General features: G+C 70.5%; 16 protein-coding genes and 1 tRNA gene. 10 read left to right on the top strand and 7 right to left on the bottom strand.

The window, feature by feature from the left end; translation table 11 throughout:
- Nucleotides 1-23: 23 nt before the first annotated feature.
- Nucleotides 24-590 (top strand): dihydrofolate reductase family protein, encoded by a 567-nt coding sequence (locus Vgi01_RS01080; protein ID WP_013735259.1) that lies wholly within the window; start codon nucleotides 24-26, stop codon nucleotides 588-590.
- 98 nt (nucleotides 591-688) lie between these two features.
- On the opposite strand, the gene Vgi01_RS01075 is transcribed toward Vgi01_RS01080, so the two are convergent.
- Entirely contained in the window at nucleotides 689-1,486 is a 798-nt protein-coding gene (locus Vgi01_RS01075; protein ID WP_204289881.1) for an alpha/beta fold hydrolase, read from the bottom strand.
- A 160-nt stretch (nucleotides 1,487-1,646) separates the two neighbouring features.
- Here Vgi01_RS01075 and Vgi01_RS01070 point away from each other — a divergent pair, with 160 nt between their 5' ends.
- The 4 genes from Vgi01_RS01070 (at nucleotide 1,647) to Vgi01_RS01055 (ending at nucleotide 4,356) form a co-directional block, all read left to right on the top strand.
- The gene (locus Vgi01_RS01070; RefSeq protein WP_239088752.1) at nucleotides 1,647-2,183 is read left to right on the top strand and encodes a GNAT family N-acetyltransferase; all 537 of its coding nucleotides are present in this window, start codon (nucleotides 1,647-1,649) and stop codon (nucleotides 2,181-2,183) included.
- Nucleotides 2,184-2,246: 63 nt separating this feature from the next.
- Nucleotides 2,247-2,984: a VOC family protein gene (locus tag Vgi01_RS01065; protein WP_102657876.1), complete on the top strand. Its 738-nt coding sequence runs from the start codon at nucleotides 2,247-2,249 to the stop codon at nucleotides 2,982-2,984.
- A 52-nt stretch (nucleotides 2,985-3,036) separates the two neighbouring features.
- Nucleotides 3,037-3,819 carry a methyltransferase domain-containing protein gene (locus Vgi01_RS01060; protein ID WP_204289879.1) on the top strand — a complete coding sequence of 261 codons (783 nt, stop codon included), beginning with the start codon at nucleotides 3,037-3,039 and terminating at the stop codon, nucleotides 3,817-3,819.
- Between the two features lie 27 nt (nucleotides 3,820-3,846).
- Complete coding sequence (locus Vgi01_RS01055; RefSeq protein WP_204289878.1) at nucleotides 3,847-4,356, top strand: hypothetical protein; 510 nt, start codon at nucleotides 3,847-3,849, stop codon at nucleotides 4,354-4,356.
- A gap of 167 nt (nucleotides 4,357-4,523) precedes the next feature.
- On the opposite strand, the gene Vgi01_RS01050 is transcribed toward Vgi01_RS01055, so the two are convergent.
- From Vgi01_RS01050 to Vgi01_RS01030, 5 genes are all read right to left on the bottom strand, one after another.
- Nucleotides 4,524-4,598 (bottom strand) — tRNA-Val (locus tag Vgi01_RS01050).
- Between the two features lie 87 nt (nucleotides 4,599-4,685).
- The gene (locus Vgi01_RS01045; RefSeq protein ID WP_102657879.1) at nucleotides 4,686-5,150 is read right to left on the bottom strand and encodes a peroxiredoxin; all 465 of its coding nucleotides are present in this window, start codon (nucleotides 5,148-5,150) and stop codon (nucleotides 4,686-4,688) included.
- 49 nt (nucleotides 5,151-5,199) lie between these two features.
- Nucleotides 5,200-5,637 carry a DUF3052 domain-containing protein gene (locus tag Vgi01_RS01040; protein WP_102657880.1) on the bottom strand — a complete coding sequence of 146 codons (438 nt, stop codon included), beginning with the start codon at nucleotides 5,635-5,637 and terminating at the stop codon, nucleotides 5,200-5,202.
- Between the two features lie 111 nt (nucleotides 5,638-5,748).
- Entirely contained in the window at nucleotides 5,749-8,370 is a 2,622-nt protein-coding gene (locus Vgi01_RS01035; protein WP_239088751.1) for a thiamine pyrophosphate-dependent enzyme, read from the bottom strand.
- A 162-nt stretch (nucleotides 8,371-8,532) separates the two neighbouring features.
- Nucleotides 8,533-8,937 (bottom strand): YjbQ family protein, encoded by a 405-nt coding sequence (locus Vgi01_RS01030; protein ID WP_013735268.1) that lies wholly within the window; start codon nucleotides 8,935-8,937, stop codon nucleotides 8,533-8,535.
- Between the two features lie 246 nt (nucleotides 8,938-9,183).
- On the opposite strand from Vgi01_RS01030, the gene aceE reads away from it, so the two are divergent.
- From aceE to Vgi01_RS01015, 3 genes are all read left to right on the top strand, one after another.
- Nucleotides 9,184-11,928, top strand: coding sequence for a pyruvate dehydrogenase (acetyl-transferring), homodimeric type (aceE, locus tag Vgi01_RS01025; RefSeq protein WP_204289876.1), 2,745 nt, complete (start codon nucleotides 9,184-9,186; stop codon nucleotides 11,926-11,928).
- A 254-nt stretch (nucleotides 11,929-12,182) separates the two neighbouring features.
- On the top strand, nucleotides 12,183-13,472 hold the full coding sequence (locus tag Vgi01_RS01020) for a choice-of-anchor B family protein (RefSeq protein ID WP_102657883.1): 1,290 nt from the start codon (nucleotides 12,183-12,185) through the stop codon (nucleotides 13,470-13,472).
- Nucleotides 13,469-14,395, top strand: a complete 927-nt coding sequence (locus tag Vgi01_RS01015; protein ID WP_204289875.1) for a DUF8832 domain-containing protein — start codon at nucleotides 13,469-13,471, stop codon at nucleotides 14,393-14,395. Before Vgi01_RS01020 ends, Vgi01_RS01015 begins: the two co-directional genes overlap by 4 nt.
- Nucleotides 14,396-14,481: 86 nt before the next feature.
- On the opposite strand, the gene Vgi01_RS01010 is transcribed toward Vgi01_RS01015, so the two are convergent.
- On the bottom strand, nucleotides 14,482-14,928 hold the full coding sequence (locus Vgi01_RS01010; RefSeq protein WP_013735272.1) for an SRPBCC family protein: 447 nt from the start codon (nucleotides 14,926-14,928) through the stop codon (nucleotides 14,482-14,484).
- Nucleotides 14,929-15,115: 187 nt separating this feature from the next.
- Between Vgi01_RS01010 and Vgi01_RS01005 the strand changes: the two genes are divergently transcribed.
- A complete protein-coding gene (locus Vgi01_RS01005) occupies nucleotides 15,116-16,465 on the top strand; it encodes a GH1 family beta-glucosidase (RefSeq protein WP_239088747.1) in 1,350 nt (449 codons plus the stop codon).
- On the top strand, nucleotides 16,462-17,733 hold the full coding sequence (locus Vgi01_RS01000; RefSeq protein ID WP_204289874.1) for an MFS transporter: 1,272 nt from the start codon (nucleotides 16,462-16,464) through the stop codon (nucleotides 17,731-17,733). The genes Vgi01_RS01005 and Vgi01_RS01000 overlap by 4 nt, the downstream gene beginning before the upstream one ends.
- Nucleotides 17,734-17,738: the final 5 nt, after the last annotated feature.

Raw genomic sequence — 17,738 nt, 5'->3', positions numbered from 1 at the left:
TCCGTAGTGATTGGGAGTCCTCTTTGCGTAAGCTCGTCTACTACGTGGCCGCCACCGTCGACGGTTTCATCGCCGCCCCCGACGGGTCGTACGACTTCTTCGACCTGCACCCCGACCCGGCGGGACACCTCGTCACCAAGTGGCCGCAGACCTTCCCGACCTTCGCTCACGCGCAGCTCGGCATCGACCGCCCGCAGGGCCGGTTCGACACGGTCCTGATGGGCCGAGCCACCTACGAGCCGGCCCTTCGCGTCGGCGTCACCAGCCCGTACGCCCATCTGAAGCAGTACGTCTTCGCCCGCTCGCTGCCGCCGTCCGACGACCCGGCGGTGGAGATCGTCTCCGGCGACCCGGCAGCCTTCGTCCGCGACCTCAAGGAACGCCCCGGCGGCGACCTCTGGCTCTGCGGCGGCGGACATCTCGCCGGCCAACTCCTGTCCGAGGTGGACGAGTGGGTGATCAAGGTCAACCCCGTCGTCGCCGGCAGCGGCATCCCACTGCTCGACCACTCCTTCGCCCCACAACACCTGACCCTGCTCGCCGCCACCCCCACCGGCGCCGGAGTCGTCGTCCTGCACTACACCCGATGAGCGCCGAAGCCCTCGCCGGGCAGCAACTTCCCTGATGTTGCCGCCTTGGCACCCAGGTCAGGCAGCAACATCAGGGAAGTTGCCGCAGCGACGACGGGTCAGGCGGGCGTGTTCAGGGTGTGGGTGAGGAAGGGGAGGACGGCGGCGGGCAGGGCAGGCGAGTCGACGATGTCGTAGTGGGTGAGCCCCGGCAGGATGGCCAGCCGGGCGTCGGGGCGGTCGGTGCCGTCCCAGCCGGCGTCGCGGTGCCCGCCGCCGAGCAGCCCGAAGAACTCCACCATGTGGTCCGGCCGGACCGAATCGGCGTCGGCGAAGACCAGCAGCGTCGGCGTGGTCAGCGTGGCGACCTCCGGCGACCAGTCGTACTCCCGGCGGAGCAGTTCCCCGGTCTTGACCCAGAGTCGCGACCAGTCCTGCGGGCGGGGCGCGACGGCCTGGTAGAGCTGGTACGGCGGGGTGCCGCGCAACTGATCAGCGGCCGCCTCGTCGGGCTCGGGCATCCCGGCCAGCACCTCGGGAAACCAACCCTGACGTCGACAGGGCGCGGAGACCACGACCAGTCGACGCACCAGCTCCCGGTGTTGGATCGCCAGCCGCAGCGCCACCCCACCACCGAGCGAGAAGCCCAGCACATCTGTCGGGGCCAGCCCGAGCTCGACGATCAGCGCGGCGACGTCGTCGGCCATCGACTCGTAGCGCAGCGGCCGGTCGACGTCGGCGGTACGCCCGTGACCGGGTAGGTCGACGCTGATCACCCGACGCCGCCGGGTCAGCGCCGGCCGGATCGCGGCGAACGTCTCCACCGCACCGAACCCGCCGTGCAGCAGCACCAGCGGCCGGCCGGCACCGTGCGTCTCGTACCAGAACCGGACGCCGTTGATCTGCGCGTAGCTCACCAGTCCCCCTCCGCCGCCGTTGCGACCACGGTGGCACGACACCGGTGCGGACAGGTGCCGGTTACCGGCTTGAAGCCTGGATCATCGACACGTACCCTTCTCGCCATCATCTGGTTATTGCAAATTAATGGCAGCAAGGTAGGTGAGGTCGTTGTCCCTGGTGCTGAGAGGGCTTGACGGAGCCGGGCTACGGCAGTTGGTCGCGCAGCTCCATCCGATCTACCGGGACTGCTTCGCGGCCCCACCGTGGAGCGAGCCGGCCGACAAGATCGCCGACTTCCCCGCCCGGCTGGCCCGGCACACGAGCCAACCCGGGGCGTACGGCTCGATCGCCGAACGGGACGGTGAGATCATCGGCGCGATCTACGGCTGGCCGGCGCCGACAACGCTGCCGACGGCGAACGCGTTCGACATCGCGGTACGGGACGCGGCACCGCCGGACGTGGCGGACCTGCTGGTGGCACCGGCCCTGGTGGTCGCCGAACTGATGGTCGCGCCGGCACATCAAGGCCACGGCGTGGGCCGGCAACTGCTGGCGCGCCAGGTCGGCGACCATGCCGCGTGGCTGGCCACCCACCCGGACGCCGCAGCGGCCCGGCTCTACGAACGCGCAGGCTGGGAACGCCGATTCTCGTTCCAGGTGAACGATCGCCCGTTGGCGGTGTTCACCCGGCCGGCGGTGCCGAGCGGCCGCTGAGGACCTTCCGCTGCGCCCAGCGCGGGCCAGCAGTCACAGGTCAGAGGATCTAGCATCGTCGACATGGCGACCCGACTTGTTCAAATCAACATGAAGGCCCTGGACGACGCGGCGCTGGGCCGCTTCTGGGCCGAGGTGCTCGGGTGGGGAGTCTCCAGCGAGGGGCCGAGGGTGACAAACCTCGAACCGGAGGATTCCGTCTACCCCGACCCCGTCGCCGTCTGCATCGACCTCGTCGCCTACCCGGACGACCCCAAGACGGTGAAGAACCGCGTGCACATCGACCTCGCCACCACCTCGGCGGCCCATCATGCGGAATTGATCGCCCGACTGACGGAACTCGGGGCGACCCCCACCGACATCGGCCAGGGTGACGTGCCGTGGACGGTCATGGCCGACCCGGAGGGCAACGAGTTCTGTGTGCTGGACTGGCGCACTTCGCCCCGAGACACCGGACCGATCGCGGCGATAGTGGCCGACTGCACGGACCCCCGGGCCATGGTCGACTTCTGGGGCAACGCCATGGACTGGACCGTGCACGAGGTCACCGACGACCACGCGGTGCTGCGCTCCGCCAAGGGTGTCGGCCCCTACCTGCGGTTCGTCCGCACCCCCGACGTGAAGACGGTGTGGAACCGCGTCCACCTCGACGTCCGCCCGTACCCCGGTGACGACCCGGCGGCCGAGGCGGCCAGGCTGCGGGCGCTCGGCGCCACCTCCATCGACCTGGACGGCGATGTCCACTGGATGGTCTTCGCCGACCCGGAGGGCAACGAGTTCTGCATGCTCACCCCACGCTGATCCACTGCCGGTGTTGCGGTCGGTGGCGGTGCCGCCGCAATAGGCTGCCGACGTGCACGGATTCACCGACGTCGACCGCCAGTCAGACCCGGACTCGTGGATCGGCGTGCTCCACCGCCTCGCCGAGGAGCCCTTCTACCGGGCGTACCAGCAGCGGGTCCGCGAGTTGCTCGATCCGGCGCCCGGCCGCCACTACCTCGAAGTCGGCGCCGGCACCGGAGCAAGCGCGGCCCACCTGAGGGACGCACACGGTGTCAGCGTGGCCACCGTGGACCGTTCGCTGACCATGGCTGCTGCCATGCGGGCCCGAGGTCTCACCCGATGCGCCGTCGCCGACGCCCATCACCTGCCGTTTCGCACCAACTCCTTCGACGGGGCATGGGCGGACCGCACCGTGCAACACCTCGTCGACCCCCACGCCGCGGTCACCGACCTGGTCAGGGTCGTACGACCAGGTGGTCGCGTCGTCCTCGCCGACCCTGACTACGACACCCAGGTGCTCGACATCGCCGACCAGGACCTGGCCCGACGCGTGCTGAGGTTCCGGGCCGATGTCCTCCTCCGCAACGGCACCCTGGCACACCAACACGCCGGCCTGCTCGCCGCACACGGTCTGGTCGACGTCACCGTCGAACCCCGAACTCTCGTCGTTCGAGACCCGACCGCCGTCGACAACGTCCTCGGGCTGCGCAGCTGGGCCGCCACCGCAGCGCAACGTGGCGGCCTCGACCCCAGCGAAGCCCGTGCCTTCGAAGACCAGTTCGACGAGGCCGTTCGCACCCACCGATTCACCTACGCAGTCACGTTCTTCCTCACCGCCGCCACCGTCCCCTGATGGCCAGAACGCGCCACAATTGCTGTCATGGCTTCGCCGGACGCGTCCTCCGCTCCCGACGGCACAGCCGGCCCCGGCGGTGCTCCTCCACCCGCCACACCTGCCGAACCGGAACCCCGCCGGACACCCGAGCGGGGTTTCACCGACAGGTGGCGACGGCTCTGGCGACGCCAGCCGGACATGAGCCACCTGCCCGTCGACCTGGATCATGCAATCGGTCTCGGCCTGCTGAGCCTCGTCATCGGGGCGATCTCCGGCACCGCCCTCATCCTGCTGATTCCCTCGCCCCCGCTGCTGCTCGTGCTCCTGGCGATCCTGCCGCCGTACCTTGAACTGCACGTCGCGGGCGTACGGCATCGTTGGTGGGCCCTCGGGGTGGGCACAGCGGCAGGGGTGCCCACTGGCCTGGGCATGAACGCACTGCTCGAAGCCAGCATCGGGGCGCAGTGGGCGACGCTGATCGGCCTTCTCGCCGGAAGCGCGATCGGCATCCTGGCACACGCGGCAGTGACCCACCTGCCATCGCGAAGAACGTAGCAGCGCTACTGCTGGGTGACCGGTTGACGCCCTGCGCCAGACCCTCGACGGTCGGCTCGTGCGAGGTGATCGACTCCGTTACGCCGTAATGGCGGTGTACGGCTCGCCTGGATTCCGCCATTTTACCGTAACGGTGAGGGCGTCCCCGGCCCCACCACCGTTGGTGCTGGTGGGCGCGGCAGGTTTCGAACCTGCGACCCCTCGCTTGTAAGGCGAGTGCTCTCCCACTGAGCTACGCGCCCGGAAACGCCGTACGGCGGACCGGCGGTTGGCAGCTTACCCTGCCACGCGCCGGCCCTGCCGGACGGTCGCACCCGTTGGGACCGGGCTCAGGCGGTGACGTCCGCCAGTGCCTTGCGCCAGCCCTGTTGGTCGCGCGGCTCGCCCGGCATGTTCATCTCGGCGAAGCGGACGACACCGGCCTTGTCGATGATGAAGGTGCCCCGGTTGGCGACACCGGCGACGTCGTTGAAGACCCCGTACGCCTGGGCGACGCCGCCGTGCGGCCAGAAGTCGGCGAGCAGCGGGAACTGGTAGCCCTCCCGGTCCGCCCAGACCTTGTGGGCGTAGACCGAGTCCACGCTGACGGTCAGCACCTGAACGTCGTCGTTGACGTAGTCGTTGAGGTTGTCCCGGACCTCGCACAGCTCGCCCTGGCAGTAGCCACTGAAGGCCAGCGGGTAGAAGACCAGCAGGACGGTACGCCGACCACGGAAGTCGGAGAGCCGGACCTGCTGATTGTTCTGGTCCTTGAGTAGGAAGTCGGGCGCCTCGGCGCCAACCTCGATGGGCATGCGAACTCCTTGGATCGAGTCGAGATGCACGTGTACGGCGGGCGGGAGCCTACTTCTTGCCCTTCACGCCGCGACGTAGCACGAGACGGGCACCGCTCCAGTCCTTCCCGGCGTTGACGGTCGAGGTCTGCTGAAGGCCGGCGGTGGGAGCGGACTCGGCGATCTCACTCGGCTCGACGTGGCCGTCGCGGCCGGCCTTGGGCGTCAGCAGCCACACGACCCCGTTGTCGGCCAGCGGGCCGAGGGCGTCGACGAGAAGCTCGAAAAGATCACCGTCGCCGTCGCGGTACCACACCAGCACGGCGTCGACCACCTCGTCGGTGTCCTCGTCGACCAGCTCTCCACAACGGTCGGTCAGGGCGTCCCGGAGATCGGGGTCGACGTCGTCGTCGTAGCCCATCTCCATGACGACCATGCCCGGTTCGATGCCGAACCGGTCCGCCAGGCTGCGTACCCCGTCAGCAGCCTGACCAGCGGTCGCGCTCACTGTCGCGTGCCTCCTCATCTCGTCCAAGCTCGCGGCACCCGGTCGGCGCCGTCAGGCAAGTCCACACAGTTGTGCCGCCGCGCGCAAGTGGCGCACCGGGTGGAACGAAATTTACCGTGCCAGCAGCGTACGGGCACCCTGGGTGATGGCCTCCTCGGAGATCAGGACCTGACGGGCAGCCGGCCCCAGAGGCACGAAGCAGTCAACTGCCGCCACTCGGCGCGCCGCACCGACATATCCGGCGTCGACAAGTGCGGCTATCACGCCCTCGCCGACGCCGCCGGAGCGGCGCGTCTCGTCCACCACGAGCACCCGCCCGGTCGCGGCGGCCTCCCGGATGAGGTCGGCCACCGGCAGCGGCGCGAGCCACCGCAGGTCCACCACCCGGCTGCCGATCCCCTCGTCCGCCAGCGTCGAGGCCGCCCGCAACGCCATCCGTACGCCGTTGCCGAAGGTCACGATCGTGATGTCCTCGGCCGAGCCGACGCCGTACACCCGGGCCCGGCCGACCGGGACGTGCCCGCTCGCCCAGGCCCCCGGCTCGGCGTAGCCGGCCAACCATTCGCCGTCACCGTCGGCGTAGAGATCGCGGGCGTGGTAGAGCCCGACCGGCTCCAGGAACACGCAGACGCTGCCGTCCACCGCCGCGCTCGCCAGGCAGGTGCGCAGCATCGCCGCCGCGTCGTCCGGTCGGGCCGGCACGGCGATCACCAGGCCGGGCACGTCCCGCAGTACGGCCACCGAGTTGTCGTCCCGGACGTGCTCCCCGAAACCCTCCTGGTACGCCAGGCCCGCCACCCGCAGCACCATCGGGTTGCGCAGCGCCCCCTGGGAGAGGAACCCCATGGTGGCGGCCTCGCCGCGCACCTGGGCCTCGGCGTTGTGCAGGTACGCCAGCGACTGGATCTCGGGCACCGGCAGCATGCCGGCGAGTCCCGCGCCGAGGCCCAGGCCGAGCACCGAGGTCTCGTCGAGCAGCGTGTCGAACACCCGGGCCGGGCCGAACCGGTCGCGCAGGTCCCTGGTCACCCCGTACCTGCCGCCCTTGGCGGCGACGTCCTGACCGAAGACGGCCAGCTGCGGGTACGCCAGCAGGGCATCGGTGAGCGCGGCGTTGACGCTCTGCGCGAGCGTGAGCGGGCCCGACAGTTCGGGCGGCTTGCCACCGAACGCCTCCAGCCGTGCCCCCGCGTCCGGCCCGGCGGCTCGGGCGCCCGCGTCGGCGACCGCCTGGGCGACCCGCACCGGGCGGCGTGGTGCCAGCGGGGCGATCACCTCGGCAGGGTCGTTCAGTTTCGGCTCGTCGAGCACCTGCTCGGCGAGCCGACGGATCTGCCAGCCGATCTCGTCGTAGCGGTCCAGCAGTTCCGCGCCACCGGCCAGACCGGCCTCGACCAGCCGCTGCGCGGTGGCGACAAGCGGATCGGCGGCAAGATCGGCGGCGATCTCCTCCGCGCTGCGGTACGCGCTCTCGGCGTCCGCGCCGACGTGCCCCAACAGGCGGAGAGTGCTCAGATGCAGCACGGCCGGACGACGGTGGCGACGCACCCAGGCCGCCGCCTCGCGCGCCACCTCGTAGGTCGCCACCAGGTCGGCGCCGTCGGCGGCGAAGTAGCGGATGCCCGGCTTGGCGCGCAGGGCGGTCGCCACCCAGCCCTGCGGCGACCGCAGACTGCCACCCAGGCCGTTGTCCTCGCAGACGAACAGCACCGGGATACGCAGGCCGGTGTGGTCGTACCAGCCGGCGGTGTTGAACGCCGCGGCGGCGTCGGCGTGGTTGATCGCGGCGTCACCGAACGAGCAGACGACTATCGCGTCCGGCGCCCAGGGGGCCACGTCGACGTGGGCCGCGACGCCCCGGGCGTCCAGGCGGCGCAGCCGCTCCACCGCCAGTCCCATGCCCACCGCCCGGGGCAGGTGCGAGGCGGCGGTGGAGGTGGTCGGCACCACGGTGAGGTCGGCACGGCCGAAGACCTTGTGCCGGCCACCGGCCGTCGGATCCTCACGGGAGGCCACCATCCCGCGCAGCACGTCCCGCGCCGCCTCGGTGTACGCCGACGCCACCGGCCGCCGTACCACCGCCGAAAGAGCCCCGCCTGCGGCCTCGTCACCGGCCGGCGCGGTCGAGTCGATGGTGTCGGTTCCTGCCGGTACGCCGTCACCCGGCTCGTCCTCCACGACCGGGTCGGCCGCGTCGGCCGGAGCAGCATCGGCGGCATCGGCCGCAGCAGCGTCGGCGGACGGTACGGCCTGGTCGTCCGCCGCCGGACCGGTCGTGGCGTCGTCCGCCGCCGGACCGGTCGTGGCGTCGTCCGCCGTCGGGTCGGCCGGCTCGTCGTGCTCCGCCGCGCCGGCCGGATCAGGCGCATCGTCCGGTTCGGCGGAATCGACCGGGTGTGTCGGCGTACCGTCGGGGCCGTTGTCGGGGGTGAGCAGCACCGAACCGGTCGGCGGCTCGGCGGCCTGGGCCGCGCGAACGCAGTAGAACGCGCCCGAGCGGTAGTGCAGCAGCGCCGGGTCGGTGGGGCGCAGCGCCGCCGCGACCGCGGCGTTGCCCTCGTGGCCCGCCGAGCTGATCGTGTGGTAGCCCTCGCCGAAGCTGCGCAGCCAACGCCCGGCAAGATCGAGCTGCCGGCTGGTGACCTGGGCGTCGAAGAGTTCCAACAGCTGGGCACCGGTCAGCGCGGCGCCATCGGCCACCGGTTGGGCCGGGTCGGTACGGTGCCGCGGCATGGTCAGCGCGGACAGGGACTCCCGGAGTCGGTCGTCAAGATCCTGCGGGGTGGTCACGTCGACAGCATTACCGACCGGAGCACACCTCGCCCACTCGAACCCGGCTCGTGTCGCCGTCCGGCCTCGACTCAGCGGCTGCGGTCAGCCGGGCAGAAACGAGAGTCAGCCGGGCAGGAATGAGAAACGGACCTGGCGGGTGGTGTTGTCGCCGTTGGTGTCGACCAGGCAGATCGACTGCCAGGTGCCGAGGGCGAGCCGACCGCCGAGCACCGGCAGCGTCGCGTACGGGGCGACGAAGGCGGGCAGCACGTGATCACGCCCGTGACCGGGTGAGCCGTGTCGGTGCCGCCAACGGTTGTCGGTGGGCAGCACCGAGTCCAGCGCGGTGAGCAGGTCGTCGTCGGAGCCGGCACCGGTTTCGATGATGGCCACCCCCGCGGTGGCGTGCGGCACGAACACGTGCAGCAGTCCGTCACCCTGCCCGGAGACGAACGACTCCGCCTCGGCGGTAATGTCCTGCACGGTGGGCCGGGAGCCGGTCCGGACGGTGATCACCTCACTGCGCATGTGTCGCATTCTGCCGTAGTCGACCGGTTCGCACCGCACCCGTGGTGATCGTCACTCCGTCCGGGCCGAACCGCTGCCCACACCGCTTCCACCACAGCTCGGAGCCGGTAAGTACGAAAAGACCAACGTTACTGATGAGTATCTGTGTTGCGCATCGCCCTTGACACGGGTGGGCGTGACGACAAGTGGCACGACGGGGCAGGATGGCGCTAGAGACCTGTCCCAAACACAACCGAGGGAACGCCTGTGGCTACGGAACGCAAGCGCCCGGTGATCACGGCCGGCCTGCCTAGCCAGCTTCCAGACATCGACCCGGAAGAAACCAGCGAGTGGGTCGAGTCGCTTGACGGTGTCATCGACGAGCGCGGCGCCAAGCGTGCCCGCTACGTGATGCTTCGTCTGCTGGAGCGCGCTCGCGAGCGCCAGGTCGGGGTGCCGTCGCTGACCACCACCGACTACATCAACACCATTCCGCCGGAGCGGGAACCGTGGTTCCCCGGCGACGAGCACGTCGAGCGGCGGATCCGGGCGTACGTGCGGTGGAACGCGGCGATGCTGGTGCACCGTGCCCAGCGGCCGGAGATCGGTGTCGGCGGCCACATCTCCACCTTCGCCAGCTCCGCGTCGCTGTACGAGGTGGGCTTCAACCACTTCTTCCGGGGCAAGAACCACCCGGGCGGCGGCGACCACATCTTCTACCAGGGTCACGCCTCCCCCGGCATGTACGCCCGGGCGTTCCTCGAGGGCCGGCTCAGCGAGAACCAGCTCGACGGCTTCCGGCAGGAGCTGTCGCACCCCGGCGGCGGTCTGCCGTCGTACCCGCACCCGCGGCTGATGCCGGACTTCTGGGAGTTCCCCACGGTCTCCATGGGTCTGGGTGGGCTGAACGCCATCTACCAGGCCCGGTTCAACCGCTACCTGCAGCACCGGGGCATCAAGGACACCTCCGACCAGCACGTCTGGGCGTTCCTCGGCGACGGTGAGATGGACGAGCCGGAGACTCTCGGCGCGATCGGGGTGGCCGCCCGCGAGGAGCTGGACAACCTCACCTTCGTCATCAACTGCAACCTCCAGCGGCTCGACGGGCCGGTGCGGGGCAACGGCAAGGTGATGCAGGAGCTGGAGGCGTTCTTCCGCGGCGCCGGCTGGAACGTGATCAAGGTGGTCTGGGGCCGGGAGTGGGACCCACTGCTCGCCGCCGACACCGACGGCGCGCTCGTCAACCTCATGAACACCACGCCCGACGGTGACTACCAGACCTACAAGGCGGAGTCCGGGGCGTACGTGCGGGAGCACTTCTTCGGCCGTGACCCGCGTACCCGCAAGATGGTCGAGGGTCTCAGCGACGACGAGATCTGGAACCTCAAGCGGGGCGGGCACGACTACCGCAAGCTCTACGCGGCCTACAAGGCGGCGACGGAGCACACCGGTCAGCCGACGGTGATCCTGGCCAAGACGATCAAGGGCTGGACGCTCGGCTCGCACTTCGAGGGCCGCAACGCGACCCACCAGATGAAGAAGCTGACGCTGGAGGACCTGAAGACCTTCCGCGACCGGCTCTACCTGGACATCCCGGACTCGGCGCTGGAGGACAACCCCTACCTGCCGCCGTACTACCGTCCGGACGAGAAGTCCGCCGAGATGCAGTACCTGCACGAGCGGCGTCAGCAGCTCGGCGGCTACCTGCCGTCGCGGCGGACCAAGGCCAAGTCCCTGGCCATCCCGGGCAGCGAGCGCTTCGCCGACATCAAGCGCGGTTCCGGCAAGCAGAAGGTGGCCACCACGATGGCCTTCGTCCGCCTGCTCAAGGACCTGATGAAGGACAAGCAGTTCGGCAAGCGCTGGGTGCCGATCATTCCGGACGAGGCGCGTACCTTCGGCCTGGACTCGATCTTCCCGACCGCGAAGATCTACTCGCCGCACGGTCAGCGGTACACCGCGGTCGACCGGGATCTGTTCCTGTCGTACAAGGAGTCGACGGTCGGGCAGATCCTGCACGAGGGGATCAACGAGGCCGGTTCGGTCGCCTCGTTCACCGCCGCCGGATCGTCGTACGCCACCCACGACGAGCCGATGATCCCGATGTACATCTTCTACTCGATGTTCGGGTTCCAGCGCACCGGTGACGGCTTCTGGGCCGCCGCCGACCAGATGGTGCGCGGTTTCGTGCTCGGCGCCACCGCCGGGCGGACCACGCTCAACGGTGAGGGTCTGCAGCACGAGGACGGCCACTCCCACCTGATCGCGGCCACCAACCCGGCGGTCGTGGCGTACGATCCGGCGTTCGCGTTCGAGATCGCGCACATCATGGAGAGCGGCCTGCACCGGATGTACGGGGAGCAGCAGGAGAACATCTTCTACTACCTCACCGTCTACAACGAGCCGATCCACCAGCCGGCCGAGCCGGAGGGTGTGGACGCCGAGGGCATCGTCAAGGGCATCTACCGCTACTCGGCCGCCCCGACGGTGGAGGGGGACGCCCCGCGGGCGAACCTGCTGGCCTCCGGCACCGGCATGCAGTGGGCGCTCAAGGCGCAGCAGCTGCTCGCCCAGGACTGGGGGGTGGCCGCCGACGTCTGGTCGGTGACCTCCTGGACCGAGCTGCGCCGCGACGCCGTCCAGTGCGAGGAGTACAACCTCCTGCACCCGGGCGCGGAGCAGCGGGTGCCGTACATCCAGCGGAAGCTGGCCGACGCCGACGGGCCGAAGGTCGCGGTCAGCGACTGGATGCGCGCGGTGCCGGACCTGATCTCCCGCTGGGTGCCGGGTGACTACACCTCGCTGGGCACCGACGGTTTCGGCCTGTCCGACACCCGTCACGCCCTGCGCCGGCACTTCCACGTCGACGCCGAGTCGGTGACGGTGGCGACCCTGCGTCAGCTCGCGCTGCGCGGGACGGTACCGGCCCACGTACCGGCCGAGGCCGCCAAGAAGTACGCCATCGACGACGTCAACGCCGCCCCGGTCGGCGAGACCGGCGGCGACAGCTAGACAGTTCCACCTCCGAAGGGCCCGGCGCGCACCCCGCGCCGGGCCCTTCGGCATCCCACCCTCGACTCGCGAGGGGATGGTATGACGCAGGTGGTATTGGCGGATGCTGTTTCCTGTAACACGATTCATTCAGAATGGTCGATAGGCGTCAGCTCCTTGCGGGCACTGGGTCGGTTGGGTGGACTATCCCGTCGCGCCGTCCCACCGCCGGCCCGGACGCCGTCGACGGCCGGGCGCGACGGGAGGGAGTGCACATGCGACCTGTCCGGATCGGCCTGGCTCTGGCTGTCGGCGCCCTGGTGGTGTCGATGCTCGGGCCGGGCTCGCCTTCGGTGGCCCACGATCCCGCGACCCCCGCCGGGCGGGCCTCGGCCCAGGAGTTCATGGCCCAGCGTGAACCCACCCAGCAGATGGCCGCCCAGGCCGCGACCGCCTGCACAAACGGTCAGGCAGCCGGCTACCCGTGCCGCAACGTGGACCTGCTGTCGTTCATGCCGCTGTCCAGCATCGGCGGCAGCCAGGCCAACGACATCTGGGGCTGGACCGACCCGCAGACCCGCAAGGAGTACGCGCTCGTCGGCCGCCGCAACGGCACCTCGTTCGTGGACGTGTCCAACCCGAGCGCCCCGGTCTACCTGGGCAACCTGCCCGCGTACCAGAACCGCACGGCGGTCTGGCGGGACATCAAGGTCTACCGCGACCACGCGTACGTGGTGGCGGACGTCTCCGGTCACGGCATGCAGGTCTTCGACCTCACCCGGCTGCGTGGCGTGACGAGCCCGCAGACCTGGACGGCGGATGTCCACTACAGCCGCTTCGGCAACTCGCACAACATCGCGATCAACGAGCAGACCGGGTACGCGTACGCGGTGGGCACCAACACGTGCAGCGGCGGCCTGCACATGATCGACATCCGGACCCCGAAGTCACCGGTCTCGGCGGGCTGCGTCAGCAACGACGGCTACACCCACGACACCCAGTGCGTCGTCTACCGGGGGCCGGACACCGCGTACTCCGGTCGGGAGATCTGTGTCAGCTCCAACGAGGACACGGTGACCATCGTCGACGTGACGAGCAAGTCGTCGCCCCGGCAGCTGGCCCGCATCGGCTACACCGGTCGGGCGTACACCCACCAGGGGTGGTTCACCGAGGACCAGCGGTACTTCCTGCTGGACGACGAGTTGGACGAGACCCGGCGCGGGGTGAACACCCAGACGTACATCTGGGACCTGGCCGACCTGGACGCTCCCCGGCACATCGGCACCTACAGCGCGCCGAGCGGGGTCGCCGCCACCGACCACAACCAGTACGTCAAGGGCAGGTACAGCTACCAGGCCAACTACCGGGCCGGGTTGCGCATCCTGGACCTGACGAACGTGTCAAGCGGCCGGGCCACCGAGGCCGGCTTCTTCGACATCTACCCGTCGAGCAACAGCGCGTCGATGAACGGCGCGTGGAGCGTCTATCCCTACTACCCCAGCGGCATCGTCGTGGTCAGCGGTATCGAGCAGGGGTTGTTCGTGTTGCAGCCCCGGTTGTCGTGACCACGACCGACCAGCGGCCGGCGACCCTCGCCGAGATCGTGGACGGGGCGTCCCAGCCGGGGCGCCCCGGCCCCGACGGTGCATCGGTGGGTCGGGCCGGTCGCTACGCCGCCGCCGTCCTGGTGCTCGGCCTGACCCTGGCGGTCGGCTTCTTCGCGGGCCGGGCCGGCGGGACGGCCGGCCCGGCACGACCGGCGGCGGCCGGGGCGCTGGCCCACGCCAATCACGGGCCCGGCGGGCTGGAGGTCTCCCGGGACGGCTGGACGCTTACCGTGGACCAGGCGAGGCTGCGCGCCGGCAAGCCGGGTGAGCTGGTCTTCCGGATCACGGACACGGCCGGGGCGGCGCTCACCGATTTCCAGGTGGTCCACGACCGGCAGTTGCACCTGATCCTGGTCGGCCGCGACCTCGGCGGGTATCAGCACGTGCATCCGGAGATGTCGCCGGACGGCAGCTGGCGGGTCACGATCACCCCGGCCGCGCCCGGCCCGCTACGGGCGATCGCCGACTTCTGGCCTACGGGGGCGGCGGCGGGCACCACGCTCGGCGTCGACCTGCCGGTTCCGGGTCGGTACGCGGCCGAGGAACTCGCCCCACCCGAGGAGACCGTGCTGGTGGACGGCTACACGGTCACCCTGGACGGCGGCCTGCGGGCCGGCGAGTCCAACCAGGTGCTGGTCTGGCTCGGCCGCGACGGGCAGCCGGTCAACGACCTGCAACTGCACCTGGGCGCGTACGGGCACCTGGTGGCGCTGCGCCAGGGTGACCTGGCGTACCTGCACGTGCATCCGGCGGCGGCAAGCCAACCCAGCTCGGTGGTGGCGTTCGGGATCACCGTGCCGTCGGCCGGCACCTACCGGCTGTTCTTCGAGTTCCGGCATCTCGACGAGGTACGCGTCGCCGCGTTCACCGTGGTGGTGTGAGCGTCGCGAAAGCGGTGGCGGCCCGGGTGCCTCTGGACGGGACACCGGGGCCGCCACCGTCGCGGGTGACGCCAGGACGTGGCCGGTCAGCCGACGGCGGCCAGATCGGTCAGCCGGGCCAGCGAGTCCTCCAGATCGGCGCCGACCCGACGCAGGCCGAGTCGCAGCAGGGCGGCCTTGACCGGGCCGGCCGGCCAGCGTACGACGATCAGCCGCACGATCGTGCCGCCCTCCTCCTCGTCGGGAGTGAGCTGGACGTAAATCTCGGTGCGCGCCTCCGCTCGGGCACCGGCGCCCTTCGCGCGTTCCCGCCAGCCGATCAGCGTCGGTTCCTGGTAGGCGATCACCTCGGCTTCGTGCGCGGCACCGCGTCCGGCCTGGACCAGTTGCCGTCTGCCGAAGCCCTCTCCTGAGAGCACCTCGGCCGCACGGACGCCGGCCAGCCAGGCGGGCAACTGCTCGGCCCGCTGTACCACATCCCAGACCGCTTCGACCGGCGCCGCCACGTGCGCGCTGCGTTCCACGAGGATCATTATCCGTCTTCCTCCAGTGAGGACATCCCACGATATCCGCACTCTATGCAGCAAATCGGACGTATGTGGACGTGTTCGCAAAAGACACGCCGAAAGGTATTGCTTTTCCATACACATCGGCCTATAGACCCGAGCCCCTGCGCGCCCTAGAGTCCCGAACACGTTTCGCATTTCTCCGGGAGGGCGCATGTCGACCGCAGCTATGCCCAGCTTCCCCGCCGGATTCCGCTTCGGCGTCTCCACGTCGGCGTACCAGATCGAGGGTGCCGCCGACGTCGACGGCCGCGGACCGTCCATCTGGGACAGCTTCGCGCACTCCCCCGGGCGGATCGTCGACGGCAGCAGCGGCGACGTCGCCTGCGACCACTACCACCGCTACGCCGAGGACATCGCCCTGATGGCCGAGTTGGGAGTGACCGCGTACCGGTTCTCGGTGGCCTGGCCCCGGGTGCGACCGACCGGCAGCGGCGCGGTCAACCCCGCTGGGCTGGACTTCTACGAACGGCTTGTCGACGGGCTGCTCGAGCACGGCATCCACCCGGTCGCCACGCTGTTCCACTGGGACCTGCCCCAGCCGTTGGAGGACGACGGCGGATGGCTCAACCGGGACACCGCACACCGCTTCGCCGAGTACGCCGACCTGGTGGCCGAGCGCCTCGGCGACCGGGTCAAACTCTGGATCACCCTCAACGAGCCGTTCATCCACATGAGCCTCGGCCACGGCACCGGCGAACACGCGCCCGGCCGGGCCCTGCTCTTCGACGCCTTCCCGGTCGCCCACCACCAACTGCTCGGCCACGGTCTCGCGGTCGCCGCGCTGCGCGCCCGGACCGCCGGCCCGGTCGCCATCGCCAACAACTACTCCCCCGTACGCGCCGCCGGTGACGGCCCGGCCGACCTGGCCGCCGTCGCGGCGTACGAGGCGCTGCACAACCAGCTGTTCACCGACCCGCTGTTCGGCCGCGGCTACCCGACCGAACTGGGCTTCGACCAGAGCGTCGTGCGCGACGGCGACCTCGACGTGATCGCCGCGCCGATCGACGTGCTGGGCGTCAACTACTACAACCCCACAGGCGTACGGGCACCCGAGGAGGGCTCGCCGCTGCCGTTCGAGCTGGTGCCGCTCGACGGCTACCCGCGTACCGCCTTCGACTGGCCGGTGGCCCCGGACGGGCTGCGCGAACTGCTCGGCTGGCTGCACGCCCGCTACGGTGCCGACCTGCCACCCGTCCAGATCACCGAGAGCGGCTGCGCCTACGACGACGAGCCCGACGCCGACGGCCGGGTGCACGACCCGGACCGGATCGCCTACCTCGACTCCCACCTGCGGGCGGTACGCGCCGCGATCGACGACGGGGTCGACGTCACCGGCTACTTCGTCTGGTCACTGCTCGACAACTGGGAGTGGGCCGAGGGCTTCACCAAGCGCTTCGGCCTGGTGCACGTCGACTACCCCACCGGGCGGCGTACCCCGAAGTCGTCGTACGCCTGGCTGCGTGAGGTCATCGCGACGGCCCGGCGGGACACCGGACGGTGACCACCGTCGACCCGACGCCGGCCTCGCTGCCGGCGGCGCTCGCCGAGCCGACGGTGCCGGTACGGCGAGGCTGGATCGCGCTGCTGTTCGCCGCGAACCTCGGCGTCTGGATGGCGTTCTTCACCCCGATCCAGGTGCTGCTGCCGCAGCAGATCGAGCAGATCGCGCCGACGGACAAGGAGACCATGCTGGCGGTGGTCACCGGGGTGGGCGCGCTGGCCGCGGTGCTGGCCAACCCGCTCGCCGGAGCGCTGTCGGACCGGACCTGCCTGCGGCTCGGGCGCTGGGAACTCGGTCGCCGGCACGTCTGGACCGTCGGTGGCGCGCTGGTCGGTGCGCTGGCGCTGGTGCTGCTCGCCCAGGCGCGTACCGTCGCCGCGGTCACTGTCGGCTGGGTCGCCGCGCAGGTGTGCTTCAACGCGATGCTGGCCAGCCTGACCGCCGCCGTGCCGGACCGGGTGCCGGTGGCGCAGCGGGGCGGCGTCTCCGGCTGGGTCGGCATCCCGCAGGCGCTCGGGCTGGTGCTCGGCGTGGTGCTGGTCACCGCCGTGGTCACCGGCAACGCCGCGGGCTATTACGCGATCGCCGCGGCCGTGGTGCTGCTCGCGGTGCCGTTCGCCCTGCGCACCACCGACGATCCGCTGCCGCGTACGCACCGGCCGGCGCTGCGCGGCATGCTGGCCGGCATGTGGGTGTCGCCGCGTCGCCACCCCGACTTCGGCTGGGCCTGGATCACCCGGTTCCTGGTCCAGCTCGGCAACGCCTTCGGCACCCTCTACCTGCTCTACTTCCTCACCGACGAGGTACGGCTGACCGACCCCGACACCGGCCTGCTGGTGCTGATCCTGCTCTACACCGCCGGGCTGATGGCCACCACGGTGATCGCCGGCCGGCTGTCGGACCGCTCCGGCAGACGGAAGGTCTTCGTGATCGCCGCCGGGATGGTGATGGCGGTGGCGGCGCTGCTGCTGGCCGCCGCGCCCACCTGGCCGATGGCGATCGTCGCCGCGCTGCTGCTCGGCGCCGGTTACGGCGTGTACCTGTCGGTGGACGCCGCCCTGATCACGCAGGTGCTGCCGAGGGCCACCGACCGGGCCAAGGACCTCGGCGTGATCAACATCGCCAACTCGGCGCCGCAGGTGCTCGGCCCGGCCATCGCCGCCCCGATCGTCGTGTACCTGGGCGGCTACCCGGCGCTGTACGCGACCACGGCCGCGGTGACCGTCCTCGGCAGCGTGCTGGTGCTGAAGATCCGCTCGGTGCCCTGACGGTA

The sequence above is a fragment of the Micromonospora gifhornensis genome (assembly GCF_016863515.1).
GTDB classification, from domain to species: Bacteria; Actinomycetota; Actinomycetes; order Mycobacteriales; family Micromonosporaceae; genus Micromonospora; species Micromonospora gifhornensis.
This window is presented reverse-complemented; position numbering and strand designations above follow the sequence as displayed.